Raw genomic sequence first — 16,221 nt, forward strand, 5'->3', positions numbered from 1 at the left:
ACCCCTCCTAAATAATTCCTCTAATCTCACTTAAATTAGAAATACCTTCTTTTAACATATACTTCTCTATTCCTTCTATTATATCCTTACAGATATCAGGCTTTATAAAATTAGCAGTTCCAACTTGTACTGCTTGTGCCCCTACCATTATAAACTCTATTGCATCTTCGTGGCAGCATATACCACCCATACCTACAACTGGTATATTTACAGCTTTGCATACCTCGTGAACCATTCTAAGAGCCATGGGTTTTATAGCCGGTCCTGATACTCCTGCATAAATATTATTAAATATTGCTCTGCGTCCATAAATATCTATTGCCATACCTTTAAAAGTATTCACTAGGGATAATGCATCCGCCCCAGCATCACAACACTTGTATGCCATATCCACTATGTCCTCTGCATTTGGTGAGAGCTTAACCATTAGAGGCTTTTTGCAAATATTTTTCACCTCGCGAACGACATCATAAGCTACCTTTGAATTAATACCAAAGGCCATCCCACCACATTTTACGTTAGGACAAGATATGTTTAATTCAAGTATGTCTATAGCCTCATTATTTAATTTTTCTATAGCCGCTATGTATTCTTCTATAGTGTTTCCTCCAACATTGGCAATTATAGCTGTGTTATACTTTTGCATCTTCGGAAGTTCTATATTTATAAATTTATCTATACCTGGATTTTGAAGACCTACACTATTTAGCATTCCACCACGAGTTTCATACACACGTATACCATCATTACCTTGTTTTTCATTAATCGTAAGACCCTTAGAAGCTATTCCCCCCAGCATAGACGTATCAAAATACTGTTTATATTCTTCGCCAAAGCCGAAGGTACCCGATGCAGCTATAACAGGGTTTTTTAAACTTATACCACACAATTCTATGTTAGTCATTAAAAATCAAATCCTTCCCATTAAAAACTGGACCATCCTTACAAGTTCTTTTATTTCCATCCTTAGTTTTACAAGTACATACAAGGCATGCACCTATTCCACAAGCCATATGAGTTTCCATTGACGCATATACATTTACCTTTGCATCATTGCACATACTTACAACTTTTTTCATCATAATCTCCGGTCCACAACATATAATTGTTTGATATTCTTGTGGATTAATTATATCAGTTATGTATCCTTTATGACCGATTTTACCATTTTCTGTGGATAAGTAAATTCTATTTACATTTTCTTCCACAGTATCCACAGAATAGTCCACAGTTCTGAATCCTGCATACAAATCTATTTCGCAATTTGTTAGGCTTTTGATTAAATAAACAAGCGGTGCTATTCCAATTCCTCCAGATACTACAGCAATCTTTCCCTTTATCTTTTCTACATCAAATCCGTTTCCTAGCGGTCCCATTATCTGAACTGCATCATTTTCCTTTAGCTTACTAAGAAGTTTTGTACCTTTTCCAACTATTTGATATAAAAAACTTATTTTCTCTGAGGTTACATCATGCACACTTATCGGTCTTGGTAATAATGGTTCATCTTCCCCTACCTTTAGCATGAAAAATTGACCAGGTTTTACATTGAACTTGCCTTTTATAGAAAGCTTATACACACCTTCACTTATTTCAACATTTTCATATGTTTTCTCCACTGAACATATCAAATAAACCCCTCCAGTATTTTAATAAAACTTAATGCTAAAAGACTACTTTTTTGCAGCTTTTCTTATTTCATCTCTCATTCTTATTGCCTCTTCCCTAGCACATCTTTCGAAATTGTTTTCCCCATTTTCAACTTTCTTATACGCAAGTAAAATACTTCTAGATGCATTTACTACTCCACCATTTCCATTTTTTAAATATATGGCTACATCATCAGCTGCACCGCCTTGTGCTCCATAACCCGGTATTAAGAAAAACATTTTTTGAAGGGTTTCTCTCATCTTTAATCCTTCATCTATATGTGTACATCCAACAACTCCACCTATTGAGCTATACGAACATTCTCCCATAAAATTACTTCCAATATTTAATAGCTTTTCGCCTACAATATCATAAACCTTTTTTCCTTCTTTATTTTCTATGTATTCTATATCCTCTGCACCCTTATTGGATGTTCTTATCAGTGAAAACAATCCTTTTCCTCTATTTTTTACATAAGGAAGATACGGCTCAATACTATCCATTCCCATGTAAGGGTTTATAGTTATGAAATCACTTTCAAAATCCCCTTCAAAATGTGCCTTTGCATACATTTCTGCTGTTTTTGCAATATCCCCTCTTTTAATATCTGCAATTACTATTCCACCCTTGTTTTTTATATAATTTATAGTATCTGCATATACTTTCATTCCTTTTAGTCCTAGCGCTTCATAATAGGCTATTTGTACCTTATAACAAGCAGATACATCAAAGGTAGCATCTATTATTTGCTGATTAAATCTTAATAATGCATGTTCTTCATGTGCAAACTTATTTCTGAAAATTGTAGGTAGATATTCTAAATCTGTATCAAGGCCTATACATACATGACCATTTTTCTCTACACTTTTAAATAACTTATCTATAATCACTTTTATTCCACCTTTTGTTTTATATTTGTAAATTTATTAGTTATTTTCATATTCTTCTGATTTATAAACTATACTTCCTGACTTAATTGTACACATAACCTTACCCATTACAGTACTTCCATCAAAAGGAGAGTTTTTTCCTTTTGATGAAAACTTTGAAGCATCAATAATATACTTATATTTAGTATCTAGTAATACCAAATCTCCCTCATATCCTATCTTTACCTCACCCTTATTTAATTTCATTATCTTCGCTGGGTTTTTAGACATAATTTCCGAAAGTTTATTTAGGGTAATATGCCCTTCGCCTACCAATTTAGTGAAACACACAGAAAATGAGGTTTCAAGTCCCGTCATTCCAGGTGCGCCTTTGATCTTATCTTCGGGGCTATGTGGCGCATGATCTGTAGCTATAGCATCTACAAACCCATCCTTTATTGCTTTAATTAGGAAATTAACATCTTCAGTTTCCCTAATAGGTGGATTTACTCTATATTCAGTTTCTGAAGTTAATGCTAAATGATGCGGTGTAACTTCACAGGTTATTTGAGCTCCCTGCAGCTTACCTTCTATTATGTCTTTCATTGCTTCTTTTGTGCTAACATGAGCTAAATGAAGTTTGCAACCTGTAAATTTTGAAAGGGTTATATCTCTCCAGGTCATCATGTTTTCAGCAAGTCTTGTATCAACGTCTACTAGTTCCTCGTTTTCCGCATGAGATATTATCGTAAGATTCTTCTCTTTAGCTTTTAGCATGGCTTCGAGCATTATTCGACTATTAGAAACTCCTCTGCCATCATCAGATATAAACTTTACTGCATTTGTTAGCTCACATAAGTGCTTTATAGATTCTCCCTTTAGATCCTGTGTGATAGATGCACATTGATGAATATCCACTAGGTTTATCTCCCTAGCCCTCTCTAACACTGTCTCTATTATTTCCATTGAACTACATACCGGATTTGTGTTTGCCATAAGATTTACTGCAGTATATCCACCCCTTACTGCCGCCATACTTCCAGATAATAAATCTTCTTTGTAGGTATATCCCGGCTCTCTAAAATGACTGTGAAGATCTATAAAGGAGGGAGCTAAAATATAACCTTCTCCATTTATTGTCTCACAGTCTTTCTTTAAATTTTTTCCTAGCTCATATATTATTCCTTTATTTATATAAACATCACCAACAAAGTCCTGTGACGAATCAATTATTCTTGCATTTTTAATTAACAATTCCATAGTTCTATCATCCTTTCACACTGAATTAAGATTTATTTAAAGGGTTCAAAGTTTAGTTTGAACCGCTTAAATCTTTCCCTATAGCCTAAAAGCCTAGAGAATTTTCAACTTTAATTTTGTGTTTTACTTTGATTTACTAGTAGGGTTATTAACTTCATCGCAATACATACATCTATATTCGCCTTTTTCCCTATCCGACAGGTAAAAGCTATGCAGAATTTCTTGTTCTACAGATGTTATACATCTTGGATTGTTGCACTTTATGACATTCTCAATTTTATCTGGTAATTTTAATTTAACTTTACGTTCGATATCTTCTCCAGATATTATGTTTATCGTTATGTTAGGATCTATAAATCCAAGCACTGTAAAATCTATATCGATTTCATTCTCTATTTTAATTATATCTTTTTTGCCAAGTTTCGAACTAGGTGCATTCATAATAAGAGCCACTGTAAAATCAGCATTATCAAGACCTAAATAATTAAATATTTTTATTCCAACACCTGCTTTAATATGATCTATTACTATTCCTCTTTTTATACTATTTATTGTTACCATTATTTATCCACCCCCAAAAGTTTAGCAATAAGTGCCATCCTTGCATACATACCATACTTCGCCTGTTTAAAATAACAAGCCCTTGGGTCAGAATCTACTTCCACTGCTATCTCATTAACCCTAGGAAGTGGGTGCAGAACTATCATATCTTTCTTAGCCATTTCCATCTTTTCTTTATCAAGAATGTAGCTATCTTTAAGCCTTACATAATCCTCTTCATTAAAAAATCTTTCCTTTTGGACCCTAGTCATATATAAGATATCCAGTTCTTGAATAACCTCTTCTAATCTTTCAACTTCAAGGAACTCTATTTTGTTCTTTTCCAATACTTCTACTTTAAGATATTTAGGAATTGTTAATTCACTTGGTGAAATTAGTATAAACTTAATGTTTTCATATCTTGACATGGCTGTTATTAATGAGTGAACTGTTCTTCCAAACTTTAAATCACCACAAATCCCTATGGTTAAGTTGGATAATGTTCCTTTAATGTTTCTTATGGTTAACAGATCTGTTAGTGTTTGAGTTGGATGTTGATGTCCACCATCACCTGCATTTATTACTGGCATTATAGAATTCATAGATGCAACTTTAGGAGCTCCTTCTTTTGGATGTCTCATTGCTGCAATATCTGCATAACATTCTACTGTTCTTATAGTATCTGCTACACTTTCCCCTTTTGCCGCTGAACTTGAGGTTGCTTCTGAAAAACCCAAAACACTGCCTCCAAGTCTTAACATAGCAGCTTCAAAGCTTAGTCTTGTTCTTGTGCTTGGTTCATAAAATAACGTTGCTAAGATCTTTCCATCGCATTTATGAGAGTAATCTCCAGGGCTTTTGATTATTTCATCTGCATAATCAAAAATCTCCTCCAGCTCTAGTAATGTAAAATCCATTGGATCAATTAGGTGTCTTCCTTTTAACATATTATATCCACTCCTTCTTAGCCTCTCCGGACTAAATTTAAAGGTACTACTGTACTTTTAATATTAATTTTATTGTGCTACCTCTTAGGCAAAAAACAAAACGCCATCTCTATTATGAGAAGGCGTAGTAATACCACTATAAAACATCTACTTCCTTCTCAATCTCTCGGATTAAATTAAAGGTAATTTATTATTTATTGTTTGTTCTTTTTTTAGTTTACTATATATTCAAATCACTGTCAACATAACTTGACAAACATTTTTTTGTGTTTTATTTACTTATGTAAGCATTTATGAGATAATAATTTAAAATATTAATACTTTTGAGGGGGCCATAAACATGAAACAAAATGCTAAATTATTTCAACAGTTTATAAATGAAAATAAACTACCTATGGTTACTGGTGAGAATATTGAAGGATTTACAACCTTCGCTATTCCTGAAGAACAAATTATTAAAGGCACTAAAGTAAGAATGGTAGTAGCTATAACAAATGACGATTGCTACGCTGATATGTACATATATGATATAGCTAACGTTATTAATGATGATACTGTAAAAGCAAGATTATATGCGCTTTTAAATGACCTTAATAGTTCTTACAAATTCATATCTTTTTATGAAGTTAGTAATGTAGTAAATGCTAAATGTTGCATCCCATTTGGTAACAACTTTGATGCACAATTAGTTTTTAATATACTTTCAGTTTTATCAGGTGCCGTAGAAGATGAATTTGATAAAATCGTAAATACACTGTGGGATAAATAAATAGTGCCACTCACGTGGCAAGTGGCAAAAGTGACAACCTCTAGCATCTAGATGTTATCCACATCCACTTCCACAAGCTGTTTCCTATATAATAAAAAACGTCACAAACAAAAATTGTTTGTGACGTTTTTTAATTTATTTAATTGGTAATTCTTGAGGTGATAACTTCATAATATCAAAATAGTTAAATGAATTAGTTGAATTCACCTTTGGCATTAAAACATTAACTTCTTCATTAATATTAGTTATATCGGTATTAAAGTTAATTCCTATAGTATATATACCTGTTGGGTCACTTGGAGAACTAACACTTCCAGATAATTTAATTATACTAGGTAAATCAATAATAAATTCTGCATTTCCCTTTTCATTTATAATATATCCATCATTGTCAATTGTATAATTAATTGTTATTCCATTTTCACCAAGGATTTTTAAGTTTTCAATAGAATCCAATGCTTTGTTTAAAGCTAAAATTTGTTTTGGTAGTTCAGTTGTTAGATTATCCATTGCCTTTTTCATTTCGTCTTGAATAGTCTTGTCGCTGGTGTCAGCTACAGGATAAAGTGAGGTTACAGCTACCATGTATTCTTTGATAAAGCTTATTGCATCTTTGTTTTCAGCAAGATTGTTCAAAGTGTAATGCATCAAATCTTTAAATGACTTATCAGTTAATTTTAGTTCATAAGTCTCTGCAGATTGCATCTTGTCATTTTGAAAAAATCTTTGGCTCCCTACATGTTTAATATAACTTGTAGTTGGATTAAATTGTTTTGCATACTTAGAAACAAAATCAAGAAGCTTAGGTTGAAACTCTTTACTAAAAGACATAACCTTTTCAAGATCAGGTTGACTCATACCTGGAGTACTTGGCATATCAGATAAATTCATTACCATATACTCTTTGCCCTGTAATTCTTTTGGAAGTTGCGCTGATAATAACTTAGGAATTGAAAACATTTCATTAATTACAGGCTTTTCTGTAGTTGTATCAGCATCAACCCATACACTCATGTCTACAGACTCAGGCATTTGCGGTATTTTCAAAGAAATATCACTTTGCATTTTAGCAATTGTTTTATCTTTATTCTGATTAGTTTTAGTTAATATAGAAACTTTCGTTCCATTTATAATAGGTAAGATTGAGTTCATCATTTGTTCTTCCTGATCTGACATTTTAGAACCAGAAACCTTTATTGAAATATCTGTTTTACTTTGCATAGAATTTATTGATTGTGATTTTCCGAAAGCATTCATAAGTGCTATTCCATCAGTTGAACAGCCAGTGAATAACGATGCGGTCATAATCAAACCAACACTTAATGCCACCAATTTCTTTGTTTTTTTCATTTTTACTCCCCCATAAATATTAATTTGAACTTTTTTAATTTTAACTAATGTATTTCGCCATCTCCTAAACCTATTTCATAAGTTTAGATCATTTTCAAATATATTCTTCAAATGTAGCTTTTTATGCCTAGCATAAATTTTACCACTATGTTATAGAAAAGTAAAGACTCTATTTGATATAAAAATAACAATAAATAACTTTATAACAATCTACTATATTAACCTCTCCTACATTATAATAAAACTTATAATTATCATTAACACATTTCCTTACCACTGAATATATTAATAATATAAAATATGTATTATCTATATTGATAAAATAGATGATATCATTTTTATATATTACATTTAACTCATTAAAAGTCTAATTGTAAATTTATAAAAAGGGCATTACAGGATATTGTTCACATCTATAAGTACATATATCAATTTATAAAATTTTGCTTACAATATACCAAATATATTGTAGTGATATATGTAACCATAAAATAATCTACATTTTATAATCAATATCATTAAGTATTGCCTTACTAAAAATTTATAAAAAAAGGAGCTAATAAAATGAGTAAATGTGAAAAAGAAAATATAGAAGTGAACACAGAAATTAAACGCGGTCTTTGTTGTCCAGGAGAATTATGCAGCACAGCTAATGCAGAAACAGATTTGGAACGACATGGTGCCAAACTATTAACCGTAAGAGCAGTAGTAAACAATGTAGAAGCAAACAGAAGAGTAGCAGTAGCAGTTATTCTAATGGATCCTCAAGGTAGAATACTTGCTTTTAGAGGCTTTACAACAACAGCTCCTAGAGGCAGTGAATGTGATAAATGTAAATGTGTTACTATCAGACGTAAAGTAGTATTTGTACTTCCAGACGATATCATAGATGATGTTTCTGATTTAGAAATTCGTGTAGTAGCTAATTATATTTACCCTTGTGAATAAAATAATTAGATAAATGCAAAAGGAGATAATGAATTTTTCATTATCTCCTTTCCATTACTCATTTATTGAAAAGCATGAAGGAAAAAGCTGCTACAAAGCTAAATAATTTATATAGTTATATGGGTTCAAAATAGCCCTCATTTTTTATAAATGTATATAGGAGAAATTAAAAACTTTTTCAAAAAAAAATAAAATCCTCCGCATAAGAGGACTTTTAATATTATTTAACTGCTTTTAATTTTGCTATATCAGCATAGTTGTTTGCAGTAACTATCTCAACAGTTGAAATGTCTTTTCTAAGTGCTTCAACATCACCTTTGATGTGAGTTATATCGTTAGCCATTTTATCATGTTCCACTTTGTTGACTTCAGCTTTATGTTCCAATGCTTTTAGAATTTGATGATCTTCCTGCTGTTGCACTTGAATTTCATCAACCTTTGTTTCTAATCGTTTTAATATTTCCAATACTTCCTTATCCATAAAAACACCTCCCGTAATTATAGTATATCACTTTTTACTTAAATGAAACAATAGGATAAAAATATTTTTAGGGTAAAATAAAAACCTTACAAACTTAATGTTTGCAAGGCCTTGATGGTGCACCCAGGGGGAGTCGAACCCTCGACCTTCAGATTCGAAGTCTGCAACTCTATCCAACTGAGCTATGGGTGCAAAATATAAATAATTTTTAAAAAAGTCTTTAGTATAAATACTAAAGACTTTATTTGGAGCGGGTAGAGGGAATCGAACCCTCGTAACTAGCTTGGAAGGCTAGCACTCTACCATTAAGTAATACCCGCATGTTTGGAGCGGAAGACGAGATTCGAACTCGCGACGTTCACCTTGGCAAGGTGACGCTCTACCACTGAGCCACTCCCGCATACCTTTTTTGTGGTAAATTATATGATATTCTTTACTTATAAATAGTAATGGTGCAGGTGAAGGGAGTCGAACCCATACACCGTAAGGCGCTAGATCCTAAGTCTAGTGCGTCTGCCAATTCCGCCACACCTGCATATTATATTACTATTTTGGTGGCTTACCGGGGAATCGAACCCCGGACACCATGATTAAAAGTCATGTGCTCTACCAACTGAGCTAGTAAACCATATTGGCTGGGAAGGCAGGATTTGAACCTACGAATGCCAGAGTCAAAGTCTGGTGCCTTACCGCTTGGCGACATCCCAATATTTAATGGGGTGAACGATGGGGCTCGAACCCACGACAACCAGAATCACAATCTGGCGCTCTACCAACTGAACTACGTCCACCATATGGTGCGTCTTAAGGGATTCGAACCCCTGGCCCACGCCTTAGAAGGGCGTTGCTCTATCCAACTGAGCTAAAAACGCTTATGTACTTACATTAATATGCAAAGCATATTTGGAGCGGGTAGAGGGAATCGAACCCTCGTAACTAGCTTGGAAGGCTAGCACTCTACCATTAAGTAATACCCGCATGTTAATTAAAATGGTCGGGGTGACAGGGATTGAACCTGCGACCTCATGGTCCCAAACCACGCGCGCTCCCAGCTGCGCTACACCCCGAATTTGTAATGGTGCGACATTAGGGAATCGAACCCTAGACACCCTGATTAAGAGTCAGGTGCTCTACCAACTGAGCTAATGTCACATAAATGGTGCGTCTTAAGGGATTCGAACCCCTGGCCCACGCCTTAGAAGGGCGTTGCTCTATCCAACTGAGCTAAAAACGCTTATACACTTGTATTAATATGCCTTCGCATATTTGGAGCGGGTAGAGGGAATCGAACCCTCGTAACTAGCTTGGAAGGCTAGCACTCTACCATTAAGTAATACCCGCATGTTTGGAGCGGAAGACGAGATTCGAACTCGCGACGTTCACCTTGGCAAGGTGACGCTCTACCACTGAGCCACTCCCGCATACCTTTTTTGTGGTAAATTATATGATATTCTTTACTTATAAATAGTAATGGTGCAGGTGAAGGGAGTCGAACCCATACACCGTAAGGCGCTAGATCCTAAGTCTAGTGCGTCTGCCAATTCCGCCACACCTGCATATTATATTACTATTTTGGTGGCTTACCGGGGAATCGAACCCCGGACACCATGATTAAAAGTCATGTGCTCTACCAACTGAGCTAGTAAACCATATTGGCTGGGAAGGCAGGATTTGAACCTACGAATGCCAGAGTCAAAGTCTGGTGCCTTACCGCTTGGCGACATCCCAATATTTAATGGGGTGAACGATGGGGCTCGAACCCACGACAACCAGAATCACAATCTGGCGCTCTACCAACTGAACTACGTCCACCATATGGTGCGTCTTAAGGGATTCGAACCCCTGGCCCACGCCTTAGAAGGGCGTTGCTCTATCCAACTGAGCTAAAAACGCTTATGTACTTAAACTAATATGCACTAGCATATTTGGAGCGGGTAGAGGGAATCGAACCCTCGTAACTAGCTTGGAAGGCTAGCACTCTACCATTAAGTAATACCCGCATGTTAATTAAAATGGTCGGGGTGACAGGGATTGAACCTGCGACCTCATGGTCCCAAACCACGCGCGCTCCCAGCTGCGCTACACCCCGATAATTAATTTAACCTACGTATAAATCCATTTGACGTCCTAACACACCTCTTGCATTGCAACAACTTGATTTAGTGTTTTTTACCGACGACATGGATTATTTTACACCATTTATTCTAATACGTCAATAGCTTTTTAAAACTTTTACCATTAAATATTTAAATAAATTGTAGAAAAGCATTTTTCTTTGTTTTTTTCTGTTTTAGCCTTACATAAACTAAAATCTTATTAAACTTGGTTCTATGCTTTCTTCGTGAATATTTATAATAGCAAAGCTCCTACCTACATCTCTAGGTTGCGCTACGCTACCAGGGTTTATATACCATATTCCCCCCTCAAAATCTATCTTCCCAATGTGAGTATGTCCATACAAAACTATAGAAGCCCCCACTTCTAAAGCTTTATATCTTAACTTTAATAAATTATCTTTGACATCATATCTATGCCCATGAGTTAAAAACACCCTTTTTCCACAAATCTCTTCTACCCGGTCATTAGGCGCGCCTTTTAAAAAATCACAATTACCTCTTACATTAACAATAAGTCCATTATAATACCTTTTTATAATAGCTATATCCTCTACATTATCACCTAGGTGGACTAGCATATCTAATTCACCTATTTTACTTCCTAGTTGCTGTATACTGCTTTTATCCCTATGTGTATCGCTTATAACACCTATATGCATTTCAAGTCACCTTCTTCATCAATAGTACTATTGATTATATATCCTATACTAACTTTTCCAACTCACCTTTTAGTTTTTCTAGTGCCCTACCCCTATGACTAATGGCATTCTTTTCATCTGAACTCATCTGAGCGAAGGTTTTATTGTATTCTTCAACGAAAAATAGCGGGTCATATCCAAAACCTTCTTCTTCCCTAAATTCAGCTGTAATTACTCCCTCTGATTCTCCTTGTACTTTTACTATTTTATCTTTGTTAACTATAAGAACCATAGCACAAATGAATTTAGCCCTTCGCTGCTCCTCAGGTCTACCATCTAAAAGTCCTAGTAATTTTTCGTTATTTGCTTTATCATTTCCATGTTCGCCTGCAAACCTGGCTGAAAAAATACCCGGAGCACCATCTAATGAATCTACTGATAAACCCGAATCATCTGCAAGTACCATGTTGCCATCAGTTATTTTAAAAATCTCATTAGCCTTTAAATATGCATTCTCAATAAATGTAGTTCCTGTTTCTTCTACATCAATATTTATATTAGCTTCCGCCAAAGATAAGACTTCAAAGGGAAACTGTGATAATATTTGCTTTATCTCAATGATTTTATGATTGTTATTACTTGCAACTATTAATTTTTTCATTGTTTATTCCTCCTGTTATTTAAAGTAGCCACTAATCAACAATTGTATCTACCTTTATCGTTCTATAAACTATATACTAAATAACTCATCTCTACTAGGCGGCAAAACATCTTTGCAAATTTCATCCGTTACTAATATCCCTCTATCTTTTGTCATGTTTCCTATTATCGAAGCTTGTATCCCCTTGCTACTTAACTTTTCTACAAGTTCTTTTCCATTAGTAGCAGTTATCAGCATACTTCCTGAAGATATAAATTTCAAGGGGTCAATATTAAGTTTTTCACACATCTTGTATGTGATCGAACTGATAGGCATCTTATCCTTATATACTTTAAACCCTAAATTACTAGCCTCTGCAACTTCCCAGAGCGCTCCAAGTACTCCACCTTCAGTTATATCATGCATAGAATTAACGCCAAACTCTCCTGCAATGCGACCTTCATTAACTACACTAATATTATTAATATAGTCTTTTGCTATTTCTACTTCTTCACTAGTTAAAATATCCTGCACCCTATCTAAATAATCATTTGCTATAATTGAAGTTCCTTCCATACAAAGTAATTTAGTTACAACAATATCATCTCCTAGTCTTGCTCCTGAGGTTGCAACTGCATCTTGTGCTTTCCCCTTACCTATAGCAGTGCAAGAAACTACTATTCTATTAACAGCTTCTGTAACTTCTGTATGTCCACCTAATATCTCCACATTGAGTTTTTTTGTTTCTTCATCAATTTCCTTCATAATATTTTTTATATCATCTAGTGTGGATGTTGGCGGTACAAGTATTGTAACTAAAATACCTATAGGTTCAACTCCACAAGCAGCTATATCATTGCAATTTATATGTACGGCTAATTTACCTATGTTCTTGTCTGCTCCTGTTATTGGATCTGTAGAAACTATACATTCATATTCGCCAAAGTTTATAACACTACAGTCCTCTCCAATTCCACTTCTAATTCTTACGTCGTCTCGGACAACACTTTTATTATTATCAATTATCTGTTTTAAATCATCCCAATTAAGCTTTCCAACTTTCATATCAATTCTTCCTTTCTTATTTTATAAAACTAGCACATTTTAACAAATCAAATCATATTATTTATATAAGGATTAATATATGGTGGTGTTATATTGAAATTTATAGGACCTTTTTTAAGAATCAATACATTAGACAAAAATAACATAAAAAATCAATTCTTCTACTTAGCAAAAGAATCATTAAAGGATATAGTTTTTGACTCTAAATGTGGAATCTATATTCCTATGCGTGACTTAAAATCCAAATCTTTTCCTAAGATTGATATTACCACAATTAGTTTAAATTCTCCACTTTTATGTATCTACAAAAAAGCAGATGCAAAATTAAAATCAGGAGAAGGAAAACTAATTTGGAATGAAAACAAAGTAAAGAAAGAAATAACCATTAACAGTAATGCGTTTATGACTTTGGCTCTACTTGAACTGGTGGACTATTATAGTAGCTTTAAGGACATCGATGATACTAAATATGTTCTACGCACCTTGTATCTTAAGCTATGTAAAGAACAGTTAGAATTTTATGCTTTGCACTTTCGAAACAAAGATGGGCTTTTTGTTGATAAAAACGACCTAACTGACCCTATGAGTCAAGAACTTAATTTTGAGGATAAAAACAATAAATTTAAATTCTCTGATCAAGCTTTAATGATGGCCGCTTACTACAAATATTCTTCTTATGGCAATGGTAAACAAGAGGAGGAGTATAAGAAATTTGCTGTGGATATCCTAAATATGTTTGTACAATATAAAGAACAAATTTATAATGTCTCTTTTGAGGAGCTCAATAAGATATGTCTGGCACTAAATATATTTTACAAGTACTCTGGCTCATGCGAATGCGAGAATTTATTACTAGATTTTTCAGACCTTCTTATAGAGCAATATCATACTAAACCCTCTATAATTATTAATGCTAAATTGGACTACTCCTGTATGCTTTTTATAAACTGTATGCTTATATATAATAATACTTTCATGCTTAAGTTTAAAGATACAAGCGACGACTTATATGAAAAGCTTACAAAATTATATGAAAATACTAAAGGTATTTTATTAAAAGAAAGCACTGATAAAGAGATTCCTTATACTTGTGATGAGCTATTACTATACATGTATGGCCTAATGATATATTCCGATTTTAATAATATAGAAGATGATTCTTATATGCTTCAAGATATATTTAAGCATCAAATTTTAGATTCTGGAATAGTCTTAAGCTGGCCCGACTCCCCCGCTTTAGATAATACCGAGCATTACAGAAACTTTTCACTAAAATCAGAGGATTTGCTTAAAGATGAAGATTTCAGAATGGCTACCATGCCGACACCTGAAAATAATGAACTAGCTTCAATCTTTATTAAAAATGTGGTGTACAACAAAAAAAAAGATAGCTTTAAGCAAAGTAAATCTTCTTTTGATAGCAGTAAAAATATGTTTATATTCTTCTTATCAATATTTTTTAGAAATCAATAGTGATTCTATTAGAGTCTAAGTGCTTTTTCTCATATTATGCTTTAAGAAAAGTATAGTTTGCTGGAATGCTTTCACGTGCCTAAGTAATTCTAAAATTTATTTTATTTACAGCTGCTAAAAAATGCAAACTCGCTTCGCTCAAACATGCATTTTTCTTTACGCATCTACAAATAAAATAAATTAAGAATTGCTAATGCACGTTCAAATGCATTCTTTGCAATCTATACTTTTCTTAGCATAATACAAGAAAAAGTGTCTATAGTATCAGAATATCTTTATAGTTTAATAATATCTAAATATCTTTCAATACAATTACTACATTTGTGACGTGGTTTTCGAAAACTATGAACTACACTAATTTAAAATGATACTTATAATCTTACTTTTCTTTTATTAAAATAATAGCCAATTGTAAAAATGATTATCATCAGTATAAGTCCTAATATCTGTATAATTGTGTTAGTTGAATGACCAACAACATTTCTTTCGGGTTGAATTAAAATTGCAATCCTTACTATATACATCCCTGTAGAAGCACTGAACATTTGCGATAATCCTGCTAAAGTTAAACTTCTGTGTGCTTCAGATACCAAACCGAATTGCCACAAATAAACGATTAAAGATACAATTCCTATTGAATTACCAACTAAAATTGAAGGAAGGACCTTTATGTTCATTTGAGCAAACTTTCCTCCAACCCAAAACCATAAGAAAAACATAAAAATCGGTAAAATATAAAATAAGAAACTTGCCAATGTAGGTGTAAATAAAATGTTGTAAAAATATCCGATGGTTGTTGGTATAAACATAAAAATAATTACACTTAATTTTTTTGACATATTAACTTTTACCTCCTATAAAACTAGATAAATTAAGACGTATTTTTTAACCATGTAGAATTAATCGTATCTTTAGAATGTACTAAACATTTTGGGAAAACATGACACCTCTATCTACATAATATTAAATAACTTCCTTACTATTAAAATCTCAATAAAAATGGTTATAATACAAAATAATATAAGCCCACTCAATTTAGCCTCAGAAAATTTATCTTTAAAGTATTCGCCTTTAAACAGTGAAAAAATATCTGGTGTTAAAGTATACTTTACAGAATTCTGAAAGTCGTCTTTATCATTAAAAATATATCTGTAATAAATTTTAAATAGGTGCATATCTAACCATATTAATGAAGGAATAATAACTATTAGAAGCAAGATATACTTCCCCCTTTTATTTGTATTTAAAACCACTATAATATAACAATTAACCTTTCTAATATTATCATAATATAGTAATAACTTCAATCATCATACATGCTAGCTAGCTCAATATGAAAGTAATCACTTATACTGCTGTACCATAATCGAGTAGGAGCTGAATAATTAATTTATTCAGCGACCTCTCACACCACCAAGCATACCGTTCGGTACTTGGCGGTTCAATAAGATTTACCTAATCATAAATATTTTTC

At 33.2% G+C, this 16,221-nt stretch carries 16 protein-coding genes and 21 tRNA genes; 3 read left to right on the plus strand and 34 right to left on the minus strand.

Annotated features, from left to right (window positions below):
* Nucleotides 1–7 precede the first annotated feature (7 nt).
* The 6 genes from LGK97_RS13295 to pyrB all read right to left on the minus strand — a co-directional run bounded on the left by LGK97_RS13295 (nt 8) and on the right by pyrB (nt 5,266).
* Nucleotides 8–904: a dihydroorotate dehydrogenase gene (locus LGK97_RS13295; protein ID WP_226260254.1), complete on the minus strand. Its 897-nt coding sequence runs from the start codon at nt 902–904 to the stop codon at nt 8–10.
* On the minus strand, nt 897–1,628 hold the full coding sequence (locus LGK97_RS13300) for a dihydroorotate dehydrogenase electron transfer subunit (protein ID WP_413228439.1): 732 nt from the start codon (nt 1,626–1,628) through the stop codon (nt 897–899). The genes LGK97_RS13295 and LGK97_RS13300 overlap by 8 nt, the downstream gene beginning before the upstream one ends.
* 45 nt (nt 1,629–1,673) lie before the next feature.
* A complete protein-coding gene (pyrF, locus tag LGK97_RS13305; protein ID WP_226260256.1) occupies nt 1,674–2,540 on the minus strand; it encodes an orotidine-5'-phosphate decarboxylase in 867 nt (288 codons plus the stop codon).
* 36 nt (nt 2,541–2,576) lie between these two features.
* Entirely contained in the window at nt 2,577–3,779 is a 1,203-nt protein-coding gene (locus tag LGK97_RS13310; RefSeq protein ID WP_226260257.1) for a dihydroorotase, read from the minus strand.
* Nucleotides 3,780–3,902: 123 nt separating this feature from the next.
* Nucleotides 3,903–4,340 carry an aspartate carbamoyltransferase regulatory subunit gene (locus LGK97_RS13315; protein WP_226260258.1) on the minus strand — a complete coding sequence of 146 codons (438 nt, stop codon included), beginning with the start codon at nt 4,338–4,340 and terminating at the stop codon, nt 3,903–3,905.
* Nucleotides 4,340–5,266: an aspartate carbamoyltransferase gene (pyrB, locus tag LGK97_RS13320; protein ID WP_226260259.1), complete on the minus strand. Its 927-nt coding sequence runs from the start codon at nt 5,264–5,266 to the stop codon at nt 4,340–4,342. The genes LGK97_RS13315 and pyrB overlap by 1 nt, the downstream gene beginning before the upstream one ends.
* Nucleotides 5,267–5,606: 340 nt before the next feature.
* Here pyrB and LGK97_RS13325 point away from each other — a divergent pair, with 340 nt between their 5' ends.
* Nucleotides 5,607–6,035 (plus strand): hypothetical protein, encoded by a 429-nt coding sequence (locus LGK97_RS13325; RefSeq protein ID WP_226260260.1) that lies wholly within the window; start codon nt 5,607–5,609, stop codon nt 6,033–6,035.
* A 135-nt stretch (nt 6,036–6,170) separates the two neighbouring features.
* On the opposite strand, the gene LGK97_RS13330 is transcribed toward LGK97_RS13325, so the two are convergent.
* Nucleotides 6,171–7,385 (minus strand): hypothetical protein, encoded by a 1,215-nt coding sequence (locus LGK97_RS13330; RefSeq protein WP_226260261.1) that lies wholly within the window; start codon nt 7,383–7,385, stop codon nt 6,171–6,173.
* Between the two features lie 564 nt (nt 7,386–7,949).
* Here LGK97_RS13330 and LGK97_RS13335 point away from each other — a divergent pair.
* A complete protein-coding gene (locus LGK97_RS13335) occupies nt 7,950–8,333 on the plus strand; it encodes a hypothetical protein (RefSeq protein WP_226260262.1) in 384 nt (127 codons plus the stop codon).
* Between the two features lie 220 nt (nt 8,334–8,553).
* On the opposite strand, the gene LGK97_RS13340 is transcribed toward LGK97_RS13335, so the two are convergent.
* From LGK97_RS13340 to LGK97_RS13460, 25 genes are all read right to left on the minus strand, one after another.
* Nucleotides 8,554–8,814: a hypothetical protein gene (locus LGK97_RS13340; RefSeq protein WP_226260263.1), complete on the minus strand. Its 261-nt coding sequence runs from the start codon at nt 8,812–8,814 to the stop codon at nt 8,554–8,556.
* Nucleotides 8,815–8,929: 115 nt separating this feature from the next.
* Nucleotides 8,930–9,006: transfer RNA gene (locus LGK97_RS13345), tRNA-Arg, on the minus strand.
* A 54-nt stretch (nt 9,007–9,060) separates the two neighbouring features.
* A tRNA-Gly gene (locus tag LGK97_RS13350) sits at nt 9,061–9,134 on the minus strand.
* A 5-nt stretch (nt 9,135–9,139) separates the two neighbouring features.
* Nucleotides 9,140–9,214, minus strand: a tRNA-Gly gene (locus LGK97_RS13355).
* A gap of 50 nt (nt 9,215–9,264) precedes the next feature.
* A tRNA-Leu gene (locus tag LGK97_RS13360) sits at nt 9,265–9,349 on the minus strand.
* A gap of 17 nt (nt 9,350–9,366) precedes the next feature.
* A tRNA-Lys gene (locus tag LGK97_RS13365) sits at nt 9,367–9,442 on the minus strand.
* Between the two features lie 4 nt (nt 9,443–9,446).
* A tRNA-Gln gene (locus tag LGK97_RS13370) sits at nt 9,447–9,521 on the minus strand.
* 8 nt (nt 9,522–9,529) lie between these two features.
* Nucleotides 9,530–9,605: transfer RNA gene (locus LGK97_RS13375), tRNA-His, on the minus strand.
* 4 nt (nt 9,606–9,609) lie between these two features.
* Nucleotides 9,610–9,686 (minus strand) — tRNA-Arg (locus tag LGK97_RS13380).
* A gap of 32 nt (nt 9,687–9,718) precedes the next feature.
* A tRNA-Gly gene (locus tag LGK97_RS13385) sits at nt 9,719–9,792 on the minus strand.
* Nucleotides 9,793–9,805: 13 nt separating this feature from the next.
* Nucleotides 9,806–9,881 (minus strand) — tRNA-Pro (locus LGK97_RS13390).
* A 9-nt stretch (nt 9,882–9,890) separates the two neighbouring features.
* Nucleotides 9,891–9,966, minus strand: a tRNA-Lys gene (locus LGK97_RS13395).
* Nucleotides 9,967–9,971: 5 nt separating this feature from the next.
* Nucleotides 9,972–10,048: transfer RNA gene (locus LGK97_RS13400), tRNA-Arg, on the minus strand.
* 33 nt (nt 10,049–10,081) lie between these two features.
* A tRNA-Gly gene (locus tag LGK97_RS13405) sits at nt 10,082–10,155 on the minus strand.
* A gap of 5 nt (nt 10,156–10,160) precedes the next feature.
* Nucleotides 10,161–10,235: transfer RNA gene (locus tag LGK97_RS13410), tRNA-Gly, on the minus strand.
* 50 nt (nt 10,236–10,285) lie between these two features.
* Nucleotides 10,286–10,370, minus strand: a tRNA-Leu gene (locus LGK97_RS13415).
* Nucleotides 10,371–10,387: 17 nt separating this feature from the next.
* Nucleotides 10,388–10,463, minus strand: a tRNA-Lys gene (locus LGK97_RS13420).
* Between the two features lie 4 nt (nt 10,464–10,467).
* Nucleotides 10,468–10,542 (minus strand) — tRNA-Gln (locus tag LGK97_RS13425).
* Between the two features lie 8 nt (nt 10,543–10,550).
* Nucleotides 10,551–10,626, minus strand: a tRNA-His gene (locus tag LGK97_RS13430).
* 4 nt (nt 10,627–10,630) lie between these two features.
* A tRNA-Arg gene (locus LGK97_RS13435) sits at nt 10,631–10,707 on the minus strand.
* 33 nt (nt 10,708–10,740) lie between these two features.
* Nucleotides 10,741–10,814, minus strand: a tRNA-Gly gene (locus tag LGK97_RS13440).
* Between the two features lie 13 nt (nt 10,815–10,827).
* A tRNA-Pro gene (locus tag LGK97_RS13445) sits at nt 10,828–10,903 on the minus strand.
* Between the two features lie 216 nt (nt 10,904–11,119).
* Complete coding sequence (locus tag LGK97_RS13450; protein WP_226260264.1) at nt 11,120–11,590, minus strand: metallophosphoesterase; 471 nt, start codon at nt 11,588–11,590, stop codon at nt 11,120–11,122.
* Between the two features lie 43 nt (nt 11,591–11,633).
* On the minus strand, nt 11,634–12,230 hold the full coding sequence (locus tag LGK97_RS13455) for an XTP/dITP diphosphatase (RefSeq protein ID WP_226260265.1): 597 nt from the start codon (nt 12,228–12,230) through the stop codon (nt 11,634–11,636).
* Between the two features lie 69 nt (nt 12,231–12,299).
* Entirely contained in the window at nt 12,300–13,274 is a 975-nt protein-coding gene (locus LGK97_RS13460) for an AIR synthase family protein (protein ID WP_226260266.1), read from the minus strand.
* Between the two features lie 93 nt (nt 13,275–13,367).
* Here LGK97_RS13460 and LGK97_RS13465 point away from each other — a divergent pair, with 93 nt between their 5' ends.
* A complete protein-coding gene (locus LGK97_RS13465; RefSeq protein ID WP_226260267.1) occupies nt 13,368–14,747 on the plus strand; it encodes a hypothetical protein in 1,380 nt (459 codons plus the stop codon).
* Nucleotides 14,748–15,118: 371 nt separating this feature from the next.
* On the opposite strand, the gene LGK97_RS13470 is transcribed toward LGK97_RS13465, so the two are convergent.
* Both LGK97_RS13470 and LGK97_RS13475 read right to left on the minus strand, forming a co-directional pair.
* Nucleotides 15,119–15,586 (minus strand): hypothetical protein, encoded by a 468-nt coding sequence (locus tag LGK97_RS13470; protein WP_226260268.1) that lies wholly within the window; start codon nt 15,584–15,586, stop codon nt 15,119–15,121.
* A 114-nt stretch (nt 15,587–15,700) separates the two neighbouring features.
* A complete protein-coding gene (locus tag LGK97_RS13475; RefSeq protein ID WP_226260269.1) occupies nt 15,701–15,964 on the minus strand; it encodes a hypothetical protein in 264 nt (87 codons plus the stop codon).
* Nucleotides 15,965–16,221: the final 257 nt, after the last annotated feature.

This window comes from Clostridium sp. CS001 (assembly GCF_020443565.1).
GTDB lineage: Bacteria > Bacillota > Clostridia > Clostridiales > Clostridiaceae > Clostridium_AD.

Bases quoted from the DNA above. Each gene is read 5' to 3' on its own strand.
- LGK97_RS13295 (WP_226260254.1), bottom strand. From the start codon at position 904: ATGACTAACATAGAATTGTGTGGTATAAGTTTAAAAAACCCTGTTATA.
- LGK97_RS13310 (WP_226260257.1), bottom strand. From the start codon at position 3,779: ATGGAATTGTTAATTAAAAATGCAAGAATAATTGATTCGTCACAGGAC.
- LGK97_RS13315 (WP_226260258.1), bottom strand. From the start codon at position 4,340: ATGGTAACAATAAATAGTATAAAAAGAGGAATAGTAATAGATCATATT.
- pyrB (WP_226260259.1), bottom strand. From the start codon at position 5,266: ATGTTAAAAGGAAGACACCTAATTGATCCAATGGATTTTACATTACTA.
- LGK97_RS13325 (WP_226260260.1), top strand. From the start codon at position 5,607: ATGAAACAAAATGCTAAATTATTTCAACAGTTTATAAATGAAAATAAA.
- LGK97_RS13330 (WP_226260261.1), bottom strand. From the start codon at position 7,385: ATGAAAAAAACAAAGAAATTGGTGGCATTAAGTGTTGGTTTGATTATG.
- LGK97_RS13335 (WP_226260262.1), top strand. From the start codon at position 7,950: ATGAGTAAATGTGAAAAAGAAAATATAGAAGTGAACACAGAAATTAAA.
- LGK97_RS13340 (WP_226260263.1), bottom strand. From the start codon at position 8,814: ATGGATAAGGAAGTATTGGAAATATTAAAACGATTAGAAACAAAGGTT.
- LGK97_RS13450 (WP_226260264.1), bottom strand. From the start codon at position 11,590: ATGCATATAGGTGTTATAAGCGATACACATAGGGATAAAAGCAGTATA.
- LGK97_RS13455 (WP_226260265.1), bottom strand. From the start codon at position 12,230: ATGAAAAAATTAATAGTTGCAAGTAATAACAATCATAAAATCATTGAG.
- LGK97_RS13460 (WP_226260266.1), bottom strand. From the start codon at position 13,274: ATGAAAGTTGGAAAGCTTAATTGGGATGATTTAAAACAGATAATTGAT.
- LGK97_RS13470 (WP_226260268.1), bottom strand. From the start codon at position 15,586: ATGTCAAAAAAATTAAGTGTAATTATTTTTATGTTTATACCAACAACC.